At 65.4% G+C, this 21,758-nt stretch carries 18 protein-coding genes and 2 tRNA genes; 14 read left to right on the top strand and 6 right to left on the bottom strand.

All coding sequences use genetic code 11. The features are described 5' to 3' along the window. Window positions 1-40: 40 nt before the first annotated feature. A complete protein-coding gene (gene serB, locus ACGHN1_RS13170) occupies window positions 41-925 on the bottom strand; it encodes a phosphoserine phosphatase SerB (protein ID WP_390551318.1) in 885 nt (294 codons plus the stop codon). Between serB and miaA the strand changes: the two genes are divergently transcribed. From miaA to ACGHN1_RS13150, 4 genes are all read left to right on the top strand, one after another. Further along, entirely contained in the window at window positions 918-1,862 is a 945-nt protein-coding gene (gene miaA / locus ACGHN1_RS13165) for a tRNA (adenosine(37)-N6)-dimethylallyltransferase MiaA (RefSeq protein WP_390551317.1), read from the top strand. The two genes, serB and miaA, sit on opposite strands and share 8 nt — an antisense overlap. 59 nt (window positions 1,863-1,921) lie before the next feature. Then, a complete protein-coding gene (locus tag ACGHN1_RS13160) occupies window positions 1,922-2,362 on the top strand; it encodes a hypothetical protein (protein ID WP_390551316.1) in 441 nt (146 codons plus the stop codon). Between the two features lie 67 nt (window positions 2,363-2,429). After that, window positions 2,430-3,473 carry an amidohydrolase family protein gene (locus tag ACGHN1_RS13155; RefSeq protein ID WP_390551315.1) on the top strand — a complete coding sequence of 348 codons (1,044 nt, stop codon included), beginning with the start codon at window positions 2,430-2,432 and terminating at the stop codon, window positions 3,471-3,473. Between the two features lie 63 nt (window positions 3,474-3,536). Next, the gene (locus tag ACGHN1_RS13150; RefSeq protein WP_390551314.1) at window positions 3,537-4,505 is read left to right on the top strand and encodes an NAD(P)H-dependent flavin oxidoreductase; all 969 of its coding nucleotides are present in this window, start codon (window positions 3,537-3,539) and stop codon (window positions 4,503-4,505) included. 36 nt (window positions 4,506-4,541) lie between these two features. Here ACGHN1_RS13150 and ACGHN1_RS13145 read toward each other — a convergent pair whose 3' ends face one another. Then, window positions 4,542-5,027: a flavodoxin family protein gene (locus tag ACGHN1_RS13145; protein ID WP_390551313.1), complete on the bottom strand. Its 486-nt coding sequence runs from the start codon at window positions 5,025-5,027 to the stop codon at window positions 4,542-4,544. A gap of 83 nt (window positions 5,028-5,110) precedes the next feature. On the opposite strand from ACGHN1_RS13145, the gene recJ reads away from it, so the two are divergent. The 10 genes from recJ (at window position 5,111) to phoB (ending at window position 14,433) form a co-directional block, all read left to right on the top strand. Then, on the top strand, window positions 5,111-6,895 hold the full coding sequence (recJ, locus tag ACGHN1_RS13140; RefSeq protein WP_390551312.1) for a single-stranded-DNA-specific exonuclease RecJ: 1,785 nt from the start codon (window positions 5,111-5,113) through the stop codon (window positions 6,893-6,895). Window positions 6,896-6,987: 92 nt separating this feature from the next. Beyond that, window positions 6,988-7,062, top strand: a tRNA-Glu gene (locus ACGHN1_RS13135). 40 nt (window positions 7,063-7,102) lie between these two features. Then, window positions 7,103-7,177 (top strand) — tRNA-Glu (locus tag ACGHN1_RS13130). Window positions 7,178-7,243: 66 nt separating this feature from the next. After that, entirely contained in the window at window positions 7,244-8,419 is a 1,176-nt protein-coding gene (locus ACGHN1_RS13125) for an ATP-binding protein (protein ID WP_390551311.1), read from the top strand. Window positions 8,420-8,516: 97 nt separating this feature from the next. Continuing rightward, on the top strand, window positions 8,517-9,563 hold the full coding sequence (locus tag ACGHN1_RS13120; protein WP_390551310.1) for a substrate-binding domain-containing protein: 1,047 nt from the start codon (window positions 8,517-8,519) through the stop codon (window positions 9,561-9,563). A 16-nt stretch (window positions 9,564-9,579) separates the two neighbouring features. Continuing rightward, window positions 9,580-10,962, top strand: a complete 1,383-nt coding sequence (pstC, locus tag ACGHN1_RS13115; protein ID WP_390551309.1) for a phosphate ABC transporter permease subunit PstC — start codon at window positions 9,580-9,582, stop codon at window positions 10,960-10,962. Then, window positions 10,955-12,217, top strand: a complete 1,263-nt coding sequence (gene pstA, locus ACGHN1_RS13110; RefSeq protein WP_390551308.1) for a phosphate ABC transporter permease PstA — start codon at window positions 10,955-10,957, stop codon at window positions 12,215-12,217. Before pstC ends, pstA begins: the two co-directional genes overlap by 8 nt. A gap of 38 nt (window positions 12,218-12,255) precedes the next feature. Then, window positions 12,256-13,002: a phosphate ABC transporter ATP-binding protein PstB gene (gene pstB, locus ACGHN1_RS13105; RefSeq protein ID WP_390551571.1), complete on the top strand. Its 747-nt coding sequence runs from the start codon at window positions 12,256-12,258 to the stop codon at window positions 13,000-13,002. Then, the gene (phoU, locus tag ACGHN1_RS13100; protein WP_390551570.1) at window positions 12,999-13,676 is read left to right on the top strand and encodes a phosphate signaling complex protein PhoU; all 678 of its coding nucleotides are present in this window, start codon (window positions 12,999-13,001) and stop codon (window positions 13,674-13,676) included. The genes pstB and phoU overlap by 4 nt, the downstream gene beginning before the upstream one ends. Before the next feature lie 70 nt (window positions 13,677-13,746). Further along, window positions 13,747-14,433, top strand: a complete 687-nt coding sequence (gene phoB, locus ACGHN1_RS13095) for a phosphate regulon transcriptional regulator PhoB (protein WP_390551569.1) — start codon at window positions 13,747-13,749, stop codon at window positions 14,431-14,433. A 13-nt stretch (window positions 14,434-14,446) separates the two neighbouring features. On the opposite strand, the gene ACGHN1_RS13090 is transcribed toward phoB, so the two are convergent. Genes ACGHN1_RS13090 through ACGHN1_RS13075 form a run of 4 tightly spaced genes read right to left on the bottom strand, consistent with a single transcriptional unit; the run spans window position 14,447 to window position 21,723 of the window. Continuing rightward, on the bottom strand, window positions 14,447-15,181 hold the full coding sequence (locus tag ACGHN1_RS13090) for an extensin family protein (protein WP_390551307.1): 735 nt from the start codon (window positions 15,179-15,181) through the stop codon (window positions 14,447-14,449). Window positions 15,182-15,183: 2 nt separating this feature from the next. Further along, on the bottom strand, window positions 15,184-19,035 hold the full coding sequence (locus ACGHN1_RS13085) for an error-prone DNA polymerase (RefSeq protein ID WP_390551306.1): 3,852 nt from the start codon (window positions 19,033-19,035) through the stop codon (window positions 15,184-15,186). A gap of 1 nt (window position 19,036) precedes the next feature. Next, window positions 19,037-20,479: a UdgX family uracil-DNA binding protein gene (locus ACGHN1_RS13080; RefSeq protein ID WP_390551305.1), complete on the bottom strand. Its 1,443-nt coding sequence runs from the start codon at window positions 20,477-20,479 to the stop codon at window positions 19,037-19,039. Beyond that, window positions 20,476-21,723: a putative DNA modification/repair radical SAM protein gene (locus ACGHN1_RS13075; RefSeq protein WP_390551304.1), complete on the bottom strand. Its 1,248-nt coding sequence runs from the start codon at window positions 21,721-21,723 to the stop codon at window positions 20,476-20,478. The genes ACGHN1_RS13080 and ACGHN1_RS13075 overlap by 4 nt, the downstream gene beginning before the upstream one ends. Between the last annotated feature and the right edge of the window lie 35 nt (window positions 21,724-21,758).

Here is a 21,758-nt window from a genome sequence, read left to right as displayed (position 1 = left end):
CAGGATTGTCAATATAGCGTTGCCGAACCACGAAGGAAAGCTAACCTGCTATCCATTCGTTCTCGGGGATGTCGAAGAGCTTGAGCAGACCGGTAAGATCGCCGTGCTCTATCCACCCGTCGGCGGCCTCGCGGGCCTTGGGCTTGGCGCGATAGGCGACGCCGTAGTCGGCGGCTTCGAGCATCGGGATGTCGTTCGCCCCGTCGCCCGTCGCCAGCACCCGGGCGCCCTCGCCCAGCAAGCCGCGCTCCTGTTCCAGGGTCGCGAGCTTGGTCGCGGCGTCGCTGATCGGCCCTGCCAGCTCGCCGGTGAGCCTGCCGCCTGCGACCGCGAGGCGGTTGCCGAGGACGTGATCGAAACCGAGCATTGCCGCGACCGGGTCGGCGAAATGGTGGAATCCGCCGGTCACCAGCACCGTGCGGCAGCCCTTGGACTTGAGCGTTTCGACGAGGGTTCGGGCGCCGGCGGAGGGTTCGATCCGCTCCGCCAGGCAGGTGTCGACCGCCGCCTCCTCGAGCCCCTCCAGCAATCCCACCCGCTCCTTCAGCGCGCTGGCGAAGTCCAGTTCGCCGCGCATCGCCCGTTCGGTGATCGCCGCCACCCGGTCCTTGATCCCGGCGAAGTCGGCCAGTTCGTCGATGCATTCCTGCGCGATCATGGTCGAATCCATGTCCGATACGAACAGCCGCGGCACCTCGAATTCGCGGTCGCCGACCAAGAGGTCGCACGGTCCGAAATGGCGTTCGAGCGCGCTGCGCAATTTGGCGGCGTCGCCATGAGGCAGCGAAATCTGCAGCACGTCGCCGCAGAAATCGAGCATGCCCGCCATCGCCACCGGCATGCCCGCGCGGTCGAGGTCGGCACGCGCCGCCTCCAGGCGTGTTTCCAGTCCCGCAGGGTCTGCTATCAGCCGCGCGATGAGCAAGATTGGGTCTCCCGTGAAGCCACCGGTGGCGCTCATTGCAGGGCCCACTGCAAGCGGCAAGAGCGATCTGGCGGTGGCGCTCGCCGAGCGGATCGCGGCGGACGGGCGGCGCGCCGTGGTGCTCAATGCCGACAGCGCCCAGGTCTACGCCGATCTCCAGGTGCTCTCCGCCCGGCCGGCGCCGGAGGATATGCGCGGGATCGACCACCGCCTGTTCGGATCATGGGACGGGGCCGACTCCTGTTCGGCAGCGGACTGGGCGGCGGCGGCTCGCAATGAAATAGCCGCGGTCCATGCCGGCGGCGGAGTGCCGATCCTGGTTGGCGGGACAGGGCTCTATCTGCGCACTCTGCTCGACGGGATCGCCGATATTCCTGCGATCGCGCCGACGGTGCGCGAGGCCGTCCGCGCCCTTCCCGCCGCCGAAGCCTACGCCGCTCTCGAGTCGGAAGATACCGAGAGTGCCGATCGCCTTGCGCCGGGGGATCGCCAGCGGATCGCCCGCGCGCTCGAGGTCGTGCGTTCGACCGGCAAGACCCTTGGCGCTTGGCAGGCCGAACCCTCCGGAGGCATCGCGCATGCGATCGACCTGCACCCGCTGATCCTCCTCCCGGACCGCGAATGGCTCAACGCGCGCTGCGACCGGCGCTTCGCCGCGATGCTCGACGCTGGCGCAGCAGAGGAAGTAGAAGCGCTGCTCGTGCGCCGTCTCGACCCATCCTTGCCGGTCATGCGGGCGATCGGCGTTCGCGAGATCGCGGGCATGCTTGGCGGCGACCTTGCGCGCGAGGAAGCAATCGCAGCCGGCCAAACGGCCACCCGCCAATACGCCAAGCGGCAATATACCTGGTTCCGCAACCAGCCCCCGCCGCACTGGCCGCGTACTGCCGAAACAGAGCCGGAGATCGACCGAGTTTTCGCCAAGCTTCTGTCATGAAGCTGCAAGAATTTGCGCCACAAGACCGGCCCACCATTCCTTTTGCGCCGGAGTTTCCCATGGTTATCCGAACTGCTCTCGCTCTTGCCGCCGCTCTTGCCCTCGCCGCTTGCAACCAGGCGAGCGAAGAGACCGAAAACGCCGACGATTTCGCCTCGCGCATCGGCGGTGCGGACGCTGCCACGCAAGGTGCCACGCCCGGCCCCGACGCGACGCCCGCGAACGTCGCGACACCCGCTCCCGGCGCTGCCCCCGGCCCCTACAGCCCGGGCACCGCAACCGATCCGAACTCGCGCAATTGCGGCGCACCCAAGGTCGCGCCGTTCTACGGCCGCATGGCCGACGATGCGACCCGCGCGGAGGTGATGCAGGCGATCGCGCCCCAAACCAACATCCGCTTCCTCGCCGCGGGCTCGACCGTGAACGCGGATGCCGGCTCGGACCGACTGAACGTCATGCTCGACAGCTCCGGCGTGATCCGCGACGCGCGCTGCGGCTGACGAGCTTCTTGCCATCGCGACCGACTTCCATGCATTCTCTCGCGAAAGAGAGGCAAGGGAGAGCCGCGTGACCGAAGAGATACTCGAACCCGATCTGCCGATCGTCGACCCGCATCATCATCTGTGGGATCTGCGTCCGCTGTTGCCGGCCTTTCCGGAACCGCGGCACGATTTCCTCGAGGCGATCGCGGGTGCGGCCTATTACGCCTTCGATCAGCTTCACACCGATACACACAGCGGTCACAACATCGTCGCCACCGTGTTCATGGAGTGCGGTGCCTTCTACGATCCCTCGCGCGGGGATGCGATGAAGCCGGTGGGCGAAGTCGAATTCGTCAACGGCGTTGCCGCCCAGGGCGCCAGCGGGCTTTACGGTGCCTATCGCCCCTGTGCGGGGATCGTCGGTCATGCCAATCTGACGCTGGGGGACGCGATCAAGCCGGTGATCGAAGCACTGATCGCGGCGGGCAACGGCCGTTTTCGCGGCATCCGCCACACCGCCGCCTGGGATGCCGATCCCGACGTGCTCGGACCACCCTTTCACGCACCGGAGGGGCTCTACGGCTCGGACGGCTTTCGCGCCGGGATGGCGGCCTACGCCGATTACGGGCTGACCTTCGATGCCTGGGTCCTCGAGCCGCAACTGGGCGATGTGCTCGACCTTGCCCGCGCCTTTCCCGACCAGCAATTCGTGCTCGACCATTGCGGGACGCCGCTCAACATCGCCAGCTATCGCGGCAAGCTCAATGCCAATTTCGACCGCTGGCGGGGCAATATCCGGTCCATCGCCGAATGTCCCAATGTCGCAATCAAGCTCGGGGGGCTGGGCATGGCGTTTTGCGGGATGCCGGAGAAGGGCCCTGCCGGGGGCTGCGGCTCGGAGGAGCTGGCCGAGCAATGGGGGCCCTACATCGCCGAATGCATCGAAGCCTTCGGACCGGAGCGAGCAATGTTCGAATCGAACTATCCGGTCGATCGCTGGGGCGCGAGCTATCCGGTGCTGTGGAACACGTTCAAACGGCTTGCGAGCGGCGCATCGGATGAGGAAAAGCGCGCGCTGTTCGCCGGCGCCGCCGCGCGCATCTACGGCATCGAGCACGTCCTTCCGTAACGTCAATCTCGACTCGATATGTTGCCCTGCCTAGTCCGGGCGCGACAACTTCCGGAGAAGCGCATGCCCCTGCCCGCCCCGTTCGACCGCTTGCGCATTCCCGTGATCGGATCGCCGCTGTTCATCGTTTCGGGGCCGGAGCTGGTCATTGCCCAGTGCAAGGCGGGGATCGTCGGCGCGTTTCCCGCGCTCAATGCCCGCCCGCAGAGCGAGCTCGACGAATGGCTCCACCGGATCACCGAGGAGCTGGCGGAGCACAACCGAGCCCATCCCGAACGGCCCGCCGCGCCCTTCGCGGTCAACCAGATCGTCCACCGCTCTAACGACAGGATCGAGGCCGACATGGCCACCTGCGCCAAGTGGCAGGTGCCGCTTGTCATCACCTCCCTCGGCGCGCGCGAGGAGATTTTCAACGCGGTGCGCGGCTGGGGCGGGATCACCCTGCACGATGTGATCAACAACCGCTTCGCCCACAAGGCGATCGAGAAGGGCGCCGATGGGCTGATCCCCGTCGCCGCAGGCGCCGGTGGCCACGCGGGAACGCTCAGCCCCTTCGCGCTGATGCAGGAAATCCGCGAATGGTTTGGCGGTCTGGTGGCGCTGTCGGGCTCGATCGGCCACGGTCGCTCGATCCTCGCGGCGCAGGCGCTGGGCGCGGATTTCGCCTATATCGGCAGCCCCTGGATCGCGACCGAAGAGGCGAACGCGATGGAAGGCTACAAGCAGGGCATCGTCGAGGGCAGCGCCGACGGGATCGTCTATTCCAACCTCTTCACCGGGGTACACGGCAATTACCTGCGCTCCTCCATCGAAAATGCGGGGTTAGACCCGGACAATCTGCCGACTAGCGACCCGAGCAAGATGAACTTCGGCAGCGGCGGCAACACCAAGGCCAAGGCGTGGAAGGACATCTGGGGTTCGGGCCAGGGCATCGGCACGGTGAAAGCGGTCGCCCCGGTCGAGAACATGGTCGCACGGCTCGAGAGCGAATATGTGGCGGCAAGGGAAGAACTGGCAGCGAAGACCGGTTAAGCCCCTCCTTCAACTCTTGCGGAGCCAAATAAGGATTTACAGGATTCCGGCGCGCAATCCTTCCGCCAGCGCTTCGCCGATCTCCTGACATTTCGCCAGCGTCTCGTCGGGGACGCTCTTCGGCGCCCAGATTTCCTCTGCTGTCTGCGCCTGGAAATTGACGATCAGCGGTTCCGTCGCTCGCTTCAGCCGCCATCCCGTCGCGATCCGGTCGATCTGACGCTGGGCCCCCTCCCCGTCCGATCCTGCCGCGATGATCGTGGCATAGGCACGGCCCTCGATCCGTCCGAGCACGTCGTAATAGGTGCGGTCGAACATGTCCTTCATCATCCCGCTCATGCTGGCGAGATTTTCCGGGCAGACGAATAAATATCCCTTCGCGGCGAGGATATGCCCGGCTTCGGCATCCGACGCCGCGATCAGCCTGGCCTCGACGCCCGCTCCCTCGGCAGCTGCGCGGGCCATCGCTTCGCTCGCACCGGTGCGGCTGTGCCAGACGATCAGGAGCGCGGGATCTTCCATTGCTCCCCAGTCAGCGCAGGCACATGTCGATTGTCAATGCGGCAGGCTATGCCCTGCACGCGGCGCGCGGTAGGGTGCGGGCGATGGCTACCCGCACTTCTCCCGCAGTCTTCGGTGTCGAACGCTCGCTTTCGGGCAAACGCTGGCGCTGGCGCGGCGGCAACATGGCGCTCGGCGGGGGCGCGACGCTCGACCACGATATCGTGACGCAGCTGCTGCTCGCCCGCGGGATCGCACCCGACGATCTGGCCCGTCAACGCGAGCCGACTCTGCGCGCCTTCCTTCCCGACCCCTCCGAATTCAACGACATGGATGCGGCCGCCGACCGGATCGCACAGGCAATCCTGTCGGGCGAGACCATCACGATCTACGGCGATTACGATGTCGACGGGGCCACCAGTTCGGCGCTGCTGATCCGCCTCCTGCGCATGCTCGGCCACGATGCCGGGCACTACATTCCCGACCGCCTGCTCGAGGGTTACGGACCGTCGGGAGAGGCGCTGGTCCGGCTCGGAGAGGAAGGCAGCAGCCTGGTGGTGACCGTCGATTGCGGGGCGATGGCGCACGAGGCACTGCAAAAGGCGCACGATGCCGGAGTCGACGTGATCGTGGTCGATCACCACAAATGCGCCGCCGATCTGCCGCGCACGGTGGCGCTGGTGAATCCCAACCGGCTGGACGAGAACGACACCGCCGCCGGGCACGGCCATCTCGCGGCGGTCGGCGTCGCTTTCCTCCTTGCCATCGCCCTGGTGCGGACATTGCGCGAGCGCGGGTTCTTCGCGGATCGCGCGGAGCCCGACCTGCTTTCGCTGCTCGATCTCGTGGCGCTCGGCACCGTCGCCGATGTCGCTGCGCTGCACGGACTGAACCGCGCCTTCGTTGCGCAGGGACTCAAGGTGATGTCGCGGCGCGCGAACATCGGAATGGCCGCGCTGATCGATGCCAGTCGATTGAAGCGCGCACCCGTTTGCAGCGATCTCGGCTTCGCTCTTGGCCCGCGAATAAACGCCGGCGGCAGAGTCGGGCAATCGACGCTCGGCGTGCGCCTGCTGACGACCGAAGACCCCGAGGAAGCGCGAGGGATCGCAGCCCAACTGTCGCAGCTCAACGACGAGCGGCGCGCGATCGAGGCCGAGGTGCAGGAGGCCGCCGAGGCGCAGATCGCCGCCCAGCACAACCGCGCGGTCGTCGTCTGCGCCGGCATGGGCTGGCATCCGGGCGTGATCGGCATCGTTGCCGGGCGGATCAAGGAAAAGACCGGGAGGCCGGCAATCGTGATCGCGCTCGATCCCGACAGTGGCGAGGGCAAGGGATCGGGCCGCTCGATCGCCGGGGTCGATCTCGGCGCTGCGATCATCGCCGCGCGCGAGGCCGGGCTGCTCGCGGCGGGCGGCGGGCACGCCATGGCCGCCGGCCTGACCGTCGCTGCCGATGGAGTGGCTTCCCTCGCCCACTGGCTGGACGAGAGACTCGGCGAGAAAGTGGCGCTGGCTTCCGCCCAACAGGAAACGATCCTCGACCTCGCCGTGGCACCGGGCGGGCTGGCCCCCGACCTCGTGCAGGCAATGGAAGCCGGCGGACCTTATGGGGTCGGCTGGCCCGGGCCACGGATCGCCGTGGGGCCGGTGCGATTGATCAAGTGCGACGTCGTGGGAAGCGACCACCTTCGCCTGATGGCCGCAGGCGAGGATGGGCGCAGCATCAAGGGCATCGCCTTTCGCGCCGCCGAGAGCGAGATGGGCCAGCAATTGCTGCACGCGGTGCCCGGCCGGCGAGTCTGGCTCGCGGGTCGCGCCAAGATCGACGATTGGGGCAATGTCCCTCGCGCCGAACTGCACCTGGAAGACGCCGCCTGGGCGGATTGATCGGCCCGGAACCAAGGCGGCAAGGCGAGGGTTGACGGGTCCTGCACCCCGCCCTAGATGGCCCGCCACGCTGCCGCAGCCGGAAACGGCAAGGCCCCTTCGTCTAGCGGTTAGGACGCGGCCCTTTCACGGCTGAAACACGGGTTCGATTCCCGTAGGGGTCACCAGCGGCGGCGCTTGCTTTTCCGGTTGTTTCGGCAGCGGAACGGCCCCTTCGTCTAGCGGTTAGGACGCGGCCCTCTCACGGCTGAAACACGGGTTCGATTCCCGTAGGGGTCACCAGCACACGGATTCGTTCACGACCATCCCCGCTGGCAATCCTTCGATGCCGCCGATAGAGCGCTCGCGATGCGACGGAACACTTCCCTTCCGTGGACCGGTTTCGGGTTGGCGGCGATCGCCGGGATCGTCATGCTCACCGCCGGCATATCGTTTTGGCTGGTGATGCTCGTCATGCTGATCTGGGTGGGATCGTTATGGCTCGTGGGCGCGCGACCGCCTGACATCGCTCCCGATTCCACGCCGACCCCTTTCACCGCCGACCGCGTCGGCGACCTCATCGAGCATTCGGACACTCCGATCCTCGTCACCCGGCGAAACCGCATCTCCATCGCCAATGCGGCCGCGCGTCGCTTGTTCGGGACCCATGTGGTCGAACAGGATATCCGTATGGCCCTTCGCCACCCGGAGGCGATCGCGCTCCTCGAGAGCGGCGAATCGGGAAGCGCGGTGATCCGCGGGCTGGCTCGCCGCCGGGACATCTGGCGGGTCAATCGCAAGGATATCGACGGCGAACTGGGCGTCCTCGAATTCATCAATCGCACCAACGAGGCGGACATCAGCCGGGCGCACACCGATTTTGTCGCCAATGCGAGCCACGAATTGCGCACGCCGCTCGCCGCGATCATTGGCTATGTCGAAACCTTGCGGGACGATGCCGGCAAGCTCGACAGCGAGCGTTCGGCCAAGTTCCTCGACACCATCCACCGCGAGGCGCGGCGGCTTCAGGACCTCGTTAGCGACCTCATGTCGCTCTCGCGAATCGAGGCGGAGAAGCACGACCGGCCCGAGGACCTCCTGGCCTTGGGCCCGTTGGTCGAACGCGCCGCACGGGATGTTGCCGGGGGCGAGCGGGGCGATCGGCTCGAGCTGGCCGTCGCTGGCGAATTTCCGATTCGCGGCGATGCCCAGCAACTCGAGCAAATGGTCCGAAACCTCGTCGACAATGCTTTCAAATATGGCGACGACGATCGCCCCGTCACCGTGAACCTGGAGGTCGAGGGCGAAAGCCGCGTCCGCCTTATGGTGCACAACGAGGGCGAAGGGATCGCCGCCGAACATCTCCCGCATCTCACCCGGAGGTTCTACCGCACCGATCCCGGCCGTAGCCGCGCCTCCGGGGGCACCGGGCTTGGTTTGGCGATCGTCAAGCATATCGTCGAACGCCACAGGGGGCGGCTAGGAATAGAAAGCAAACTCGGCGAAGGGACCTCCGTGAAAGTCCTGCTTCCGCTTTCCGAGTGAGAAATCGGGGACTTACGGGCGACTGTCAAACAACTGTCGTTATCGTGTAACAAACTCGCGCTTTTGCGGCCCTATTTGCTATCGGGGAATCGTAGACATGATCGAATTTCGCAATCTCGCCATCGCTGCCGTCTCGGCGCTTGCCCTCGCTGCCTGCGGCGGAGGTGCGGGCGCGGGCGGATCGCGCGACCAGATCCGGGCAGTGGGCTCGTCTACCGTCTTCCCCTTCGCCAAAACGGTGGCCGAAAGCTTCGTCCGCTCCAATCCCGATTTCAGTTCGCCGATCATCGAATCGACCGGAACCGGTGGCGGGATCAACCTCTTCTGCCAGGGCGTCGGGGCGGATACGCCCGACATGGTCAATGCCAGTCGGCGCATGAGCGCCAGCGAATTCGCGACTTGCCAGCAGAACGGCGTGAACGAGGTCATCGAGATGCAGGTCGGCCTCGACGGGATCGCCTTCGCATCGGCGCAGGGCGGCATCCAGATGAACCTCACCCCGCAGATCGTCTACGAGGCGCTCGCCGCCAATCCCTATGGTGAAGCGCAGACCGCGCGGACCTGGGCCGATGTCGATCCTTCGCTGCCCGACATCCCCATCCTCGTCTACGGCCCGCCCTCGACCTCGGGCACGCGTGACGCGCTCAAGGAGCTGGTGCTCGAAGTCGGCTGCGCGACCAATCCGGAAATGGAGGCGCTCGAGGAAAGCGACGAGGACCGCTACGACCAGGTCTGCACCGAAGTTCGCTCGGACGGGGCCTATGTCGATCAGGGGGAACAAGACAATCTGATCGTCCAGAAGATCGAAGGCAATCCGAATGCGGTCGGGGTTTTCGGCTATTCCTACCTTGAGGAGAATGCGGACAAGGTGCAGGGCCTGCCCATGAACGGGGTGGAGCCAACCTACGAGAATATCGCGAGCTTCGAATATCCCGGCGCCCGTCCGCTCTACGTCTATGTCAAGAAGGCCCATCTCGAGGCCATTCCCGGGCTCAAGCAGTACCTCACGGAATGGACGAAAATGTGGTCCGAGGACGGACCGCTGGCGAAGATCGGCCTGGTCGCCTCGCCCCCGGACGTGATGGCCGTGAACCAGCGCGCCGCGACCGAATACACCACGCTCGACGCTGCGCAGCTCAAGTAGGATACCGACCGAGCGCATGTCCCCCACCATCCTGCTCCTCCTCGCCATCGGGCTCGGGCTTGCCGGATGGTTGGCGGGCCGCGCCCGTGCCTGGTCCTTCCGCAAGAGCGGCGCGACTGCCCTCGCCAGTCTCCCGAACTACCACGGCTGGTACGTCGCCCTTTGGATCGCGATTCCGGTTCTGGTGTTCGTCGCGGCCTGGAGCGCGATCGCGCCCGGGCTGATCATGCAGCACGTGCTCGCACAGCCGGCAGCCTCTGACCTTCCCGCCTTCGGCTTCCAGCGGCAGACGATCCTCAACGAAGCGCGCGCGGTGGCCGCCGGCGATGCGATGGGCGTGTTCAACGAACAGGCCCGCGCGCTCGTAGAACCCTATCGCGAGGCAATCGGGCGTTACAACATCATCGGCGTGACGGTGACACTGGTCATCGCCTTCGCCGCCGGGGCCTTCGCCTTCCTGCGGCTGAGGCCCGACTTCCGCGCCCGCAACCGCGTCGAAAAATGGGTCATGGGCATCCTGCTGATCGCCTCGCTCGTCGCCATCCTGACGACGCTCGGCATTCTCGCCAGCCTGGTGTTCGAGACCGTGCGGTTCTTCTCCATGGTCTCTCCGCTCGATTTCCTGTTCGGGACCTTCTGGGGGCCGGACCCGATGAGCAGCGCCGAAAACCCGGACGGCAGCCGCTACGGGGCGATCCCGCTTTTCTGGGGCACGATCTTCATCGGCGCGATCATCGCCATGATCGTGGCCATTCCGCTGGGGTTGATGAGTGCCATCTACCTCACGCAATATGCACCGGGCGGTCTGCGCACATGGGTCAAGCCCGCGCTTGAGATACTCGCGGGCGTCCCGACCGTGGTCTACGGCTATTTCGCCGCGCTGACGGTGGCGCCGTTCATCCGCGACGTGGCGCTGGCCGCGGGCGTCTCCAACCCGTCCAGCGAGAGCGCACTTGCAGCCGGTCTGGTCATGGGTGTGATGATCATTCCCTTCGTTTCCTCCATGGCCGACGACAGCATAGCCGCAGTACCCTCAGCCATGCGCGACGGCAGCCTGGCGATGGGCGCGACCCAGTCGGAAACCATCAAGCGCGTGCTGATCCCGGCCGCGTTGCCGGGGATCGTCGCAGGTGTCATGCTGGCCATCAGCCGTGCGATCGGGGAGACGATGATCGTGGTGATGGCCGCCTCCACCGCCGCCAATCTCAGCGCCAATCCGCTCGAGGCGATGACCACGGTGACCGTGCAGATCGTCGCCATGCTTACTGGAGAAGGCAGTTTCGACCATCCGGCGACGCTCAGCGCCTTCGCGCTCGGCTTCGTTCTGTTCATGGTGACGCTGGCGCTCAATTTCATTGCCCTGCGCGTCGTCAAGAGGTTCCGCGAAGCCTATGAGTGAGACCGCCGCAGCCAAGCGGGCGCCGACCCGTACCGAAGCGTTCGAGAAACGCCTCAAGCAGCGTTACGCCGCCGAGAAGCGCTTTCGCTACGTCGGGCTTGGTGCGATCATCTTCTCGATAATCGTGCTGCTGTTTCTTCTCGGCAATATGACCATCAACGGGATCGGCGGCTTCCAGCGGGCCGAACTCGAGGTCCAGATCGACTTTACCGAGGCGGGCCTGGCCAGCGATCCGGCGGCACTGGCGCTGCCCAATGCGGCACAGAGCCTCGAATTGCAGGGCTTGCCGCAGGTGGTCGAATTCTTCGCCGAACGGGAACTGGGCGAGGAAGGGGGAAGCCAGCTCGATCCCCAGGCCTGGCGCGAAGTGGCCGAGGCGGTGATCGAAGACCCCGCACTGCTCCGCGGGCAGGCGACGTTCTGGCTTCCCGCGAGCGCCGGCCTTGCCTCCGGCCTCGCCGACGAAGGATCGCAGGAGATGCAGGCACTCGCCGATCGCCTGGAAGCGCAAGGCCGCCTCGAAACACGGCTGGACCCCGGCTTCCTGGTCCGTTCCGATGCGACCAATCCGCAGCAGGTCGGCATCTGGGGCGCGCTCAAGGGCTCGATCCTGACGATGATCGTGACCCTTTTGCTGGCCTTTCCTATCGGTGTGCTGGCCGCGCTCTATCTCGAGGAATATGCGCCCAAAAACCGCTGGACCGATCTGATCGAGGTCTCGATCAACAACCTCGCCGCGGTGCCATCGATCATCTTCGGACTGCTCGGCCTCGCCGTCTTTCTATGGATCTTTCCCAACATGCGTTCGGCACCTCTGATCGGAGGCATGACACTGGCACTGATGACCATGCCGGTCATCGTCATCTCGGGCCGCAATGCGATCAAGGCGGTGCCGCCCAGCATTCGCGACGGCGCCCTTGCCATCGGCGCCTCACCCGTGCAGGTGGCATTCCATCACGTCCTGCCACTGGCGCTCCCCGGAATCCTGACCGGCACGATCATCGGCATGGCACGGGCACTGGGCGAAACCGCGCCGCTGCTGCTGATCGGCATGCGCGCCTTCGTCGCCACGCCGCCCGACGGGTTCACTTCGCCCGCTACGGTGCTGCCGGTGCAAATCTTCTTGTGGTCGGACGAAATCGACCGCGGTTTCGTCGAGCGCACCAGCGCCGCGATCATCGTACTACTGGTCTTTCTTCTGCTGATGAACGGCCTCGCCATCTACCTGCGCAACAAATTCGAGAAGACCTGGTGACTGTAATCCACGACAATCTCGAGCCCACCGAAGCCAAGATGAGGGCCAAGGACGTATCCGTGTATTACGGGGCCAAGAAGGCGATCGACGACGTTTCGATCGACATTCCGACGGAATACGTCACTGCCTTCATCGGCCCCTCGGGCTGCGGCAAGTCGACTTTCCTGCGCACGCTCAATCGCATGAACGATACGATCCCCTCGGCACGGGTCGGCGGCTGCATCGAACTCGACGGCGAGGACATCTATGCCAGCGGCATGGACGTGGTCCAGCTGCGCGCACGGGTCGGCATGGTCTTCCAGAAGCCCAATCCCTTCCCCAAGTCGATCTATGACAACATTGCCTACGGCCCCAAGATCCACGGCCTTGCGGAAGGCAAGGACGAGCTGGATGCGGTGGTCGAGCGATCGCTGCGCCGCGCCGGCCTGTGGGAAGAGGTGAAGGACCGGCTGCAGGACAGCGGCACCGCGCTCTCTGGGGGCCAGCAGCAGCGCCTGTGCATCGCCCGCGCGATCGCGGTCGATCCGGAGGTCATCCTGATGGACGAGCCCTGCTCGGCGCTCGACCCGATCGCCACGGCCAAGATCGAGGAACTGATCGACGAGCTGAACGGCCGCTATGCGATCGTCATCGTCACCCATTCGATGCAGCAGGCAGCCCGCGTGTCGCAGCGGACCGCTTTCTTCCATCTGGGCAAGATGATAGAATACGGTCGCACGACGGACATATTCACGACGCCGCTGGAACAGCGAACTCAAGATTACATCACCGGAAGGTACGGCTGACTATGGAGCATACGGTCAAGGCCTTCGACGAGGACATCACCAAGCTGCGCGGTCTCATCGCGGAGATGGGTGGCCTCGCCGAAGTCGCCGTGCAGGAATCGATGGATGCTCTGGTCAAGGGCGACGAAGAACTCGCCGAGAAGGTTATTCGCGGCGACAAGCAGATCGACGCGCTCGAAAGCCAGATCGACAAGCTGGCGGTGCGCATCATCGCCCTGCGCGCCCCGATGGCCGACGATCTGCGCGAGGTCATCGCGGCGCTCAAGATCGCGGGCGTGGTCGAGCGGATCGGCGATTATTCGAAGAACATCGCGAAGGCGAGCCGCGAGATTCCGACCGCCAACCGCAAGCAATTCGAACCGCTGACGCTGCTTCCGGCGATGGCCGAGGTCGCGGCCGAAATGGTCCACGACGTGCTCACCGCCTATGCCGCGCGCGATGCGCAGCAGGCCCGCGAGGTCATCGCCGCGGACGAGCGGGTCGATGCCTTCTACAATTCGATCTTCCGCAACGTCGTCAGCCACATGGTCGAGAACCCCTCGACAATCTCGAGCGCAGCGCAACTGCTCTTCGTCGCGCGGAACATTGAGCGGATCGGCGACCATGCCACCAACGTTGCCGAGATGGTCCATTTCGCGGCGACCGGAAACTATCCGCCGGACGAGGATGTTTGACACGGAACTGTAGCTTGGCGGTCATAGTAGCGTGACGAATCTCGAGAAACCTTCGCAGGACGATGCCCGCGTGACCGCTGCCAAACTGCTTCTCGTCGAGGACGATCCCGCTCTCCTCGAACTGCTCGAATACCGGTTCCAGAACGAGGGCTACGACGTCCGTGCCACGCCCGACGGGGACGAGGCGTTGGTGATGGCCGCCGAAGACGTGCCCGACCTGGTCATCCTCGATTGGATGGTCGACGGCACCAGCGGGATCGAGGTCTGCCGCCGCCTGCGCCGTGACAAGACCACCGCCCATGTCCCGATCATCATGCTCACCGCGCGAGAGGCCGAGGACGACCGCATTCGCGGGCTCGACACCGGGGCCGACGATTACATCACCAAGCCCTTTTCGCCGCGCGAGCTGATGGCGAGGGTCGGGGCGGTGATGCGTCGCATTCGCCCGGCGCTTGCCGGCGAAACCATCGAGGTCGGCGACATCGCGCTCGATCCGGTGGCGCACAAGGTGACGCGCCGGAGCAAGACGCTGCAACTCGGGCCGACCGAATACCGTCTGCTCAAATTCTTCATGGAAAGCCCTGGCCGGGTATTCAGTCGGACCCAGTTGCTCGACGGGGTATGGGGAACCGGTAGCGACATCGAATTGCGCACGGTCGACGTCCACATCCGCCGCCTGCGCAAGGCGATCGAGATGCCCAATGCCAAGGACCCGATCCGCACCGTGCGCAGTGCCGGTTACGCCTTCGAAAGCTGAGCGGCCCGCCGGTTCAACGGCACAACCCGTTCCAGCGACCGCTCATGTCGAGATGGAAATGGTCCGCGTGCGCCGCGTTGTAATCGGGTGAGAGGACGGTCGAGAAGCTGTCGCAGGCGCCGTCGCGGACGCGGCGCAGAAAGTCCTGCCGGTCCCCGCCCTCGTCCCAGTCTCGCAGCACGCTGATCCGGGTCCCGTCCTCCAGTACGAAGCCCGCGATGTCGATGGCGTTGCCGGTCGCATGCTCGCTCCAGTTGCCGCTCGATCTGCCATAGAGGCGGCGGCAGGAATAGGCCCCAAGGTGTTCTACCTGCGCGATTTCGCTGTCGAAAATCTCCTCGGCAGCGGGTGTTAGAACGTCGCGCTGCCATAGCGCCAAAGCGATCGCGACAGGGCAGGTGGTCGGCGGACGATCGGGTGCGAGGGGATAGGCATCGAGCCGTGTCCGGTCGGGCCGGGCGCATGCCCCCTCGCCTTGCGGATCGAGAGCAGTGAAAGCCACTTCCGATCGTTCCAGCACGGCGCGGCAGGCGGGCACGTCGTTGCGCAGCGCCAGCAGCTTGGCCTCGGTCGCCCAGCCCGGCGGATCGTTCAGATCGAGGGGTGCCCAAGGATCGTGCTGCGGATGTTCGGCGAGCCAGGCCCGCCCACCGACGAACAGCGAGACCAGCAACAGGAAGGCGAGCGTCCGCCGGTCGCTCGAGAATTCTCCGATACGCTTCGATATTCCGGACTTTCGTTTGACCATGCCTAATGAAAGTCGCGCGAGGCCGGGAGTATCCGGGGAATGATCCGCACGTCCCTTGGATGTCCGCCGGACTGCGGCCCGTGGAACCCGCATTCGCGATTGCCCGCCGACGGCTTCTCCCACGGCTCGACCGGCTGATAGGGATCCTCTACCCCCTCGCGCAGATCGTCGCGCGGGTTGAGTTTGCCTGGCAGCGGGGAATTGACATGGTCGGCGCGGGCGACCGGTGCGTTCAGCATATCGTCCGACAGCTTGTAGAGCTCGTGGCTGGCGTCGGTCATGTGGTGCGCGATGACGTGGATCACCTCGTCATCGTATTCGACCCGGCCGCGCACTTCCATCAGCCGCGCGCCCATCACCACGCGGCGCTGTTTCTCCTTGAGATCGGGCCAGACGACGAGGTTGATCACTCCGGTCTCGTCCTCCAGCGTGATGAAGCACACGCCCTTGGCGCTGCCGGGCCGCTGGCGGATCAGCACCACCCCGGCGACATAGACCATGCTCCGGAACTTGCGCTCCCTCAGATCGCAGGCGCGCACGAAACCGCGCTCGGCGAGGCTGGCTCGCAGGAACGCCATCGGGTGCGCCTTCAGGCTGAGGCGGGTGGTCTGGTAGTCGGCGACCACCTCTTCGGAGAGCGGCATCTGGGGGAGCTGCGTTCGGGAGCGCTCCGCTCCCTCGTCGCGCGCGGCGGCGGCGGCGAACAGCGGCAGATCCTCGCCGCCGATCAGGCTGCGCGCGTCCCACAGCGCCTGCCGTCTCGAAAGGCCGAGCGATCCGAAACCGTCGGCCTGCGCGAGCCGCTCGATATGCGATGGCGAAATGCGGGCACGATCGCGCACCGCCCTGACGTCGTGGTAGGCCCCGCCCTCCTCGCGCTCGGCGATCAGCCTGGCCGCCACCGCTTCGGGCAGGCCGTCGATCTGCCTGAGGCCGAGCCGCAAGGCGATGTGCTTGTCTAGGCGGCCGGTGTCCTGCGGATTTGTTTCGCGCAGAGGCGCAGAGGAAAGGAGAGGCGCGGAGAGGTTATGTTGGCGGCGCAGCCGCGCTTCACCTTCGACATCCCGAGAAGAGCCTGCGGCGCTTTCGCCCTCTCTGCGCCCTCCGCTCCCTCCGCGCCTCTGCGCGAAACCAACTTCCTCCAGCGTGCAGTCCCACTGCGACAAGTTCACGTCGGCAGGCAGAACGCGCACGCCATGCTCCACGGCGTCCCGCACGATTTGCGCCGGGGCGTAGAAGCCCATCGGCTGCGAGTTGAGCAGCGCGCAGCCGAAGGCCGCGGGGAAGTGGCATTTGAGCCAGCTCGAGACATAGACCAGATGGGCGAAGCTCGCCGCATGGCTTTCGGGGAAGCCGTATTCACCGAAGCCGCGGATCTGGTTGAAACAGCGCTGGGCGAAGTCGCGGTCGTAGCCGCGATTGACCATGCGCTCGACCATCATGTCCTGCAGTTCGTCGACCATGCCGCGGCTGCGGAAAGTGGCCATGGCCTTGCGCAACCGGTTCGCCTCCTTCGAGGAGAACTTTGCCGCGTCGAGCGCGATCTTCATCGCCTGCTCCTGGAAGATCGGGACGCCCAGCGTGCGCTCGAGGATGCTGGAAAGCTCGTCGGGCGGGCCGTGTTCGGGCGATGGCGCCGGGATGACCACCTGTTCCGCGCCGCGGCGGCGCTTCAAATAGGGGTGGACCATGTCGCCCTGGATCGGCCCGGGGCGCACGATCGCGACCTGGATCACGAGGTCGTAGAACTGGCGCGGGCGCAGGCGCGGCAGCATGTTCATCTGCGCGCGGCTCTCGACCTGGAACACGCCGAGCGAATCCCCGGTGCGGAGCATGGCATAGGTCTCCGGATCCTCCCGTGGGACACTAGCGAGCTCCAGCGGCCTTTGATGATGATTTTCAAGAAGATCGAAGCACTTCTTGATGCAGGTCAGCATGCCCAGCGCGAGCACGTCGACCTTGAGGATGCCGAGCGCCTCGATATCGTCCTTGTCCCATTCGACGAAGCTGCGATCGGGCATCGCCCCGTTGCCGATCGGCACCGTCTCGGTCAGCGCGCCTTCAGTGAGGATGAACCCGCCGACGTGCTGAGACAGGTGGCGAGGCATCCCGATCATCTGCTGGGTCAGCTTGAGCACGCGCTTCAAGTGCGGATCGGTTACGTCCATGCCCGTTTCGCCAGCGTGGCGCTCGCTGATCTCCTTGCCCCACCCGCCCCATACGGTCTTGGCGAGCGCGGCGGTGACATCCTCGGTCAGCCCCATCGCCTTGCCCACCTCGCGGATCGCCATGCGCGGGCGGTAGTGGATGACGGTGGCGGTCAGCCCGGCGCGGTGGCGGCCGTACTTGCGGTAGAGGTACTGGATCACCTCCTCGCGCCGCTCGTGCTCGAAATCGACGTCGATATCGGGCGGCTCCTTGCGCTCTTCCGAAATGAAGCGGTCGAACAGCAGCTGGTGCTGCGCCGGATCGACTCTGGTGATGCCGAGGCAATAGCACACCGCCGAATTGGCCGCGCTGCCCCGTCCCTGGCAAAGGATCGGCGGCTCGACCTTGTAGCGGGCGAAATCGACGATGTCCTTGATGGTGAGGAAATAGCGCGCGAGATCGAGCTTGGCGATCAGCGCCAGCTCGCGCTCCAGCGTGTCGACGATGTGGTCGGGCACGCCGCCCCCTGGCTTGTCGGACGGGTAACGATCCACCGCACCCCACCATGTCTCCACCTCGAGAAATTCCTGTGGCGTCATGCCGTCGGGATATATTTCCTCGGGATATTCGTAGCTTATCTCGTCGAGCGAAAAATTGCAGGCATCCGCCACCTCCCGCGCGGCGGTGACGGCATGAGGCCAGCGGGCGAACAGGCGAACCATGGTCTCGGGCGATTTGAGGTAGCGTTCCGCATTGGCAGCAAGCAGGTGACCCGCCGCGGCCACCGTGGTCTTGTGCCGGATCGCCGTCATCACATCCTGCAGCGGCCGCCGGTCGGGCGTCGCATAATGCACGTCGTTGGTGGCGAGAATCGACAGGCCATGTGCCTTCGCCAGCGCGTCGAGCGTCTCGATCCGCGCGATGTCGTCACCGGTATGGAGATAGGCTGCGGCGATATGGCGCAAGGTGGGAAGCTGGGCCACGAGGTGGGGAAGAAGCTTCGGGAATGTTTCGCGCAGAGGCGCAGAGGGAAAGGAGGGCGCGGAGATATCCTTCGTGCCACAGGCACCTTCCATCGCCTCTGTTTTCGGACGTGACGCAGCGGGAGCGGAAGAATGCGGCCTTGCCGCTGCTACAATCCCTCTGCGCCCTCCCTTCTCCTCTGCGCCTCTGCGCGAAACCGGAAACGGCACCACATTGCTCGGCATCTCTATGGTGAAGCGCTGATCGAGGTCGCGGGGCGGGAGCAGAATCAGCTGCACACCCTCGCTATGCTCGGCCAGCATCACCAGGCTGATGTCGCATTCGCCCTTGGCCTGCCACTCGCCGTCGAGCGTTGCCATGCGGCCGGCGCTGATGAGCTTGCACAACCGGCCATAGGCGCCACGATCGCAGGGATAGGCGAGAAAGGAGAAACCCTCGACAGTTTCTATCCTGCACCCGATAACCGGCTTGAGCTTAAGCGTTTTCGCCTCGGTGTGAATGCGCACCACCCCTGCCATGGAATTGGCGTCGGCGATCCCGATCGCATCGTAGCCGAGGGCGCGCGCGCGCATCGCGAGGTCCACCGCATCCGAGGCGCCGCGCAGGAAGCTGAAGCAGGAGACAAGCCCGAGCTCGACGAAGGGCGCGCGTGGCGGCGCGTCGATCAGGTCGGGATCGAGCTCGATCGTCCGCTTGGGTATCTGAAGATCGCTTTCGGGCATTTCACCCGACCAACTCCCCGAGCCGCTCCTTCACCGCGGCGAGGTCGGCGTCGAACAGCCGCTCTTGCTCGACGCGCGCGGTGCCGTCGAGGCGCAGCAGATAGGAGGGATGCGCGGTGATCCACAACTCGCTGCCGTCTTCGAGCGGGATCGGGCTGCCGCGCGCCTTGGAGATACTCACCGTCTTGCCGAGCATCCCACGTGCCGCGCTGGCGCCCATGGCGAGCACCAGCTTGGGCTGGACGATCGCGCGCTCGCTCTCGATCCACCAGCGACAGGTGTCGATCTCCTTGGCCGCCGGCGACTGGTGCAGCCGTCGCTTGCCGCGCTGGACATATTTGAAATGCTTCACCGCATTGGTGACGTAGCTCGCCTGCCGGTCGATCCCGGCCTTCTCGAGATGCACGTCGAGCAATTGCCCGGCCGGACCGACGAAGGGCCGTCCCACCTGATCCTCCTGGTCGCCCGGCTGCTCGCCGACGATCATCAACGCAGCATCCTGCGGGCCCTCGCCCATCACCGCGTGGTTGTCGAGTTCGCCGATCGGGCATTTGCGGCAGGCGTGGATCGCCTTGTCGATCGCCGCCAGCGTCTCGGGCCGTTCCTCGAATTCGCCCAGGAACTTTGATCTGCCTGCCTCGACCATGGTGCTTTCCCGCTTCTGCGCGCCGGCCACGAGCTGGGGGATGAGCGCGGCTTCGGGCATGTTCTTCCAGTATTTGCGCGGCATCTCCTTGAGCATCGCCCCGATCTTCAAACGCGCGGGATTGAAGATCGATGCGTAATAGCTGCGCCACAGATCCTCCATCGGGTCGCCGCCGGGCGCATCGCCGCGCTGGGCGGGCGGGCCTTCCTGCATCGTTTCGGTGTCCCAGTGCAGCGAGCCGCGCGGGGTCAGGATCGACCAGCGCATGTTGGCGAAGCGGCGCATGAAGAAGCCGGCATTGGCACGCAGAATGTGATGCTCGGGCTCGAACCAGGCGACATAATGCTCGCCGTCCTCTTCCTCGATCAGACGAAAGCGGACGAAGGCATGCATCTTGTGGCTGTCGCGGCGCACGTTCTTGTCCAGTTCCTCGATCCGCCGCACGTCGGGGTCGGCCTTGTCCTCCATCATCCGCGGCCTGGACTGGAGCCGCCACAGCAGGCGATAGAGCAGCGCAAACCGCTCGGGGTCGGAATGGAGAATGGCGTTCTTCGCCAAGCTCACGAACCGCTTGTTGGCACGCACCGGTTTCGCATCGGGTTCGGGCGTGGGTGATCGCCGCTCTCCGTGCGCGAACAGGTCGCCAGTGCCGCCCGGTTCCACCCAGGCGATCCGGTCAGGCGGCACGTCGCACTGAACCATCGCTCGCGCCCGCTCGCGCCAGAACTCGAAATCGTCGGGCTCGGGCATCTGCACCACGTAATAGGTGCCGAGCTTGACGTGCTGGAGCGCGGTCATGCCGCAAACAGCTCGAGCTGCTCGGTCTTCGGCGCGAGCAGACTGCGCAGATCGGCGCGGTCGGTCAATGTCAGCGGCCGCCAGTCGACCGTGCAGATGAACGGCCGGACCTTGGTGATCGACAGCGTCAGCCGCGCGACATCGTCGAGCCGCAGGGTCCGATGCCGCCGGCTCGCCAGGATCTTGTGCACCGCCTTCACCCCCAGCCCGGGCACGCGCAGCAATTGCTCCTTGGTGGCGCGGTTGACGTCGACCGGAAAGCTGTCGCGAAACTTCAGCGCCCAGGCGAGCTTGGGATCGATGTCGAGCGGCAGATTGCCATCCGCCTCGGTCGCCTGCATCACCTCGGCCGGCTTGTAGCCGTAGAAACGCATCAGCCAGTCGGACTGGTAGAGCCGGTGTTCGCGGATCAGCGGCGGGCGCTTCAGCGGCAGCACCGCGCTGGCGTCCGGGATCGGGCTGAAGGCGCTGTAATAGACGCGGCGCAGGCGGAAATTGTCGTAGAGCCGGCTGGCCTTGCCGACGATGTCGGCATCGGTGGCGGCATCCGCCCCCACGATCATCTGGGTCGACTGGCCGGCGGGCGCGAAGCGCGGCGCGTGGCGGAAACGTTTCTTCGCATCCTTCGCCTCGGCCAGATCGCTCCGCACCTTGCCCATCGCGCCTTCGATCTGCCGCGCATCCTTGTCGGGCGCGAGGCGAGTCAACCCGGCATCGGTCGGCAGTTCGACATTGATCGACACGCGGTCGGCATAGAGCCCCGCCTGGTGGACGATCTCGGCCTCCGCCTCGGGGATGGTCTTGAGGTGGATATAGCCGCGAAAATCGTGCTCTTCCCGCAGGATGCGCGCGACTTCTACGATCTGCTCCATCGTATGGTTCGAATTCTTGACGATGCCTGAGGAGAGGAACAGCCCCTCGATATAATTGCGCCGGTAGAAGGCCAGCGTCAGGTCCACCACCTCCTGCGGCGTGAAGCGCGCCCGCGCCACGTTCGAACTCTTGCGATTGACGCAGTAATGGCAGTCGAACACGCAGTGATTGGTCAGCAGAATCTTGAGCAGGCTGATGCACCGCCCGTCGGGCGCATAGGCGTGGCAGATGCCCATCCCCTCGGTCGAACCGATGCCCTTGGCCGAACCCAGCGAGCTCTTCTTCGCCGTGCCCGACGAGGCGCAGGAGGCATCGTATTTCGCCGCGTCGGCGAGAATCTCGAGCTTCTGAAGGATGGTCTGCGATGCCATTTGTTCCATATATGTTCTAGCGTTGGATTTGCCTA

The organism is Qipengyuania sp. MTN3-11, from assembly GCF_042851825.1.
GTDB lineage: Bacteria > Pseudomonadota > Alphaproteobacteria > Sphingomonadales > Sphingomonadaceae > Qipengyuania.
The sequence above is the reverse complement of the archived record's forward strand: the minus strand, read 5'-3'. Positions and strand labels throughout refer to the sequence as shown.

Coding starts and splice junctions, on each gene's coding strand:
- miaA (WP_390551317.1), top strand. CDS start 918: ATGAGCAAGATTGGGTCTCCCGTGAAGCCACCGGTGGCGCTCATTGCA.
- ACGHN1_RS13160 (WP_390551316.1), top strand. CDS start 1,922: ATGGTTATCCGAACTGCTCTCGCTCTTGCCGCCGCTCTTGCCCTCGCC.
- ACGHN1_RS13150 (WP_390551314.1), top strand. CDS start 3,537: ATGCCCCTGCCCGCCCCGTTCGACCGCTTGCGCATTCCCGTGATCGGA.
- ACGHN1_RS13145 (WP_390551313.1), bottom strand. CDS start 5,027: ATGGAAGATCCCGCGCTCCTGATCGTCTGGCACAGCCGCACCGGTGCG.
- recJ (WP_390551312.1), top strand. CDS start 5,111: ATGGCTACCCGCACTTCTCCCGCAGTCTTCGGTGTCGAACGCTCGCTT.
- ACGHN1_RS13125 (WP_390551311.1), top strand. CDS start 7,244: ATGCGACGGAACACTTCCCTTCCGTGGACCGGTTTCGGGTTGGCGGCG.
- ACGHN1_RS13120 (WP_390551310.1), top strand. CDS start 8,517: ATGATCGAATTTCGCAATCTCGCCATCGCTGCCGTCTCGGCGCTTGCC.
- pstC (WP_390551309.1), top strand. CDS start 9,580: ATGTCCCCCACCATCCTGCTCCTCCTCGCCATCGGGCTCGGGCTTGCC.
- pstA (WP_390551308.1), top strand. CDS start 10,955: ATGAGTGAGACCGCCGCAGCCAAGCGGGCGCCGACCCGTACCGAAGCG.
- pstB (WP_390551571.1), top strand. CDS start 12,256: ATGAGGGCCAAGGACGTATCCGTGTATTACGGGGCCAAGAAGGCGATC.
- ACGHN1_RS13090 (WP_390551307.1), bottom strand. CDS start 15,181: ATGGTCAAACGAAAGTCCGGAATATCGAAGCGTATCGGAGAATTCTCG.
- ACGHN1_RS13085 (WP_390551306.1), bottom strand. CDS start 19,035: ATGCCCGAAAGCGATCTTCAGATACCCAAGCGGACGATCGAGCTCGAT.
- ACGHN1_RS13080 (WP_390551305.1), bottom strand. CDS start 20,479: ATGACCGCGCTCCAGCACGTCAAGCTCGGCACCTATTACGTGGTGCAG.
- ACGHN1_RS13075 (WP_390551304.1), bottom strand. CDS start 21,723: ATGGCATCGCAGACCATCCTTCAGAAGCTCGAGATTCTCGCCGACGCG.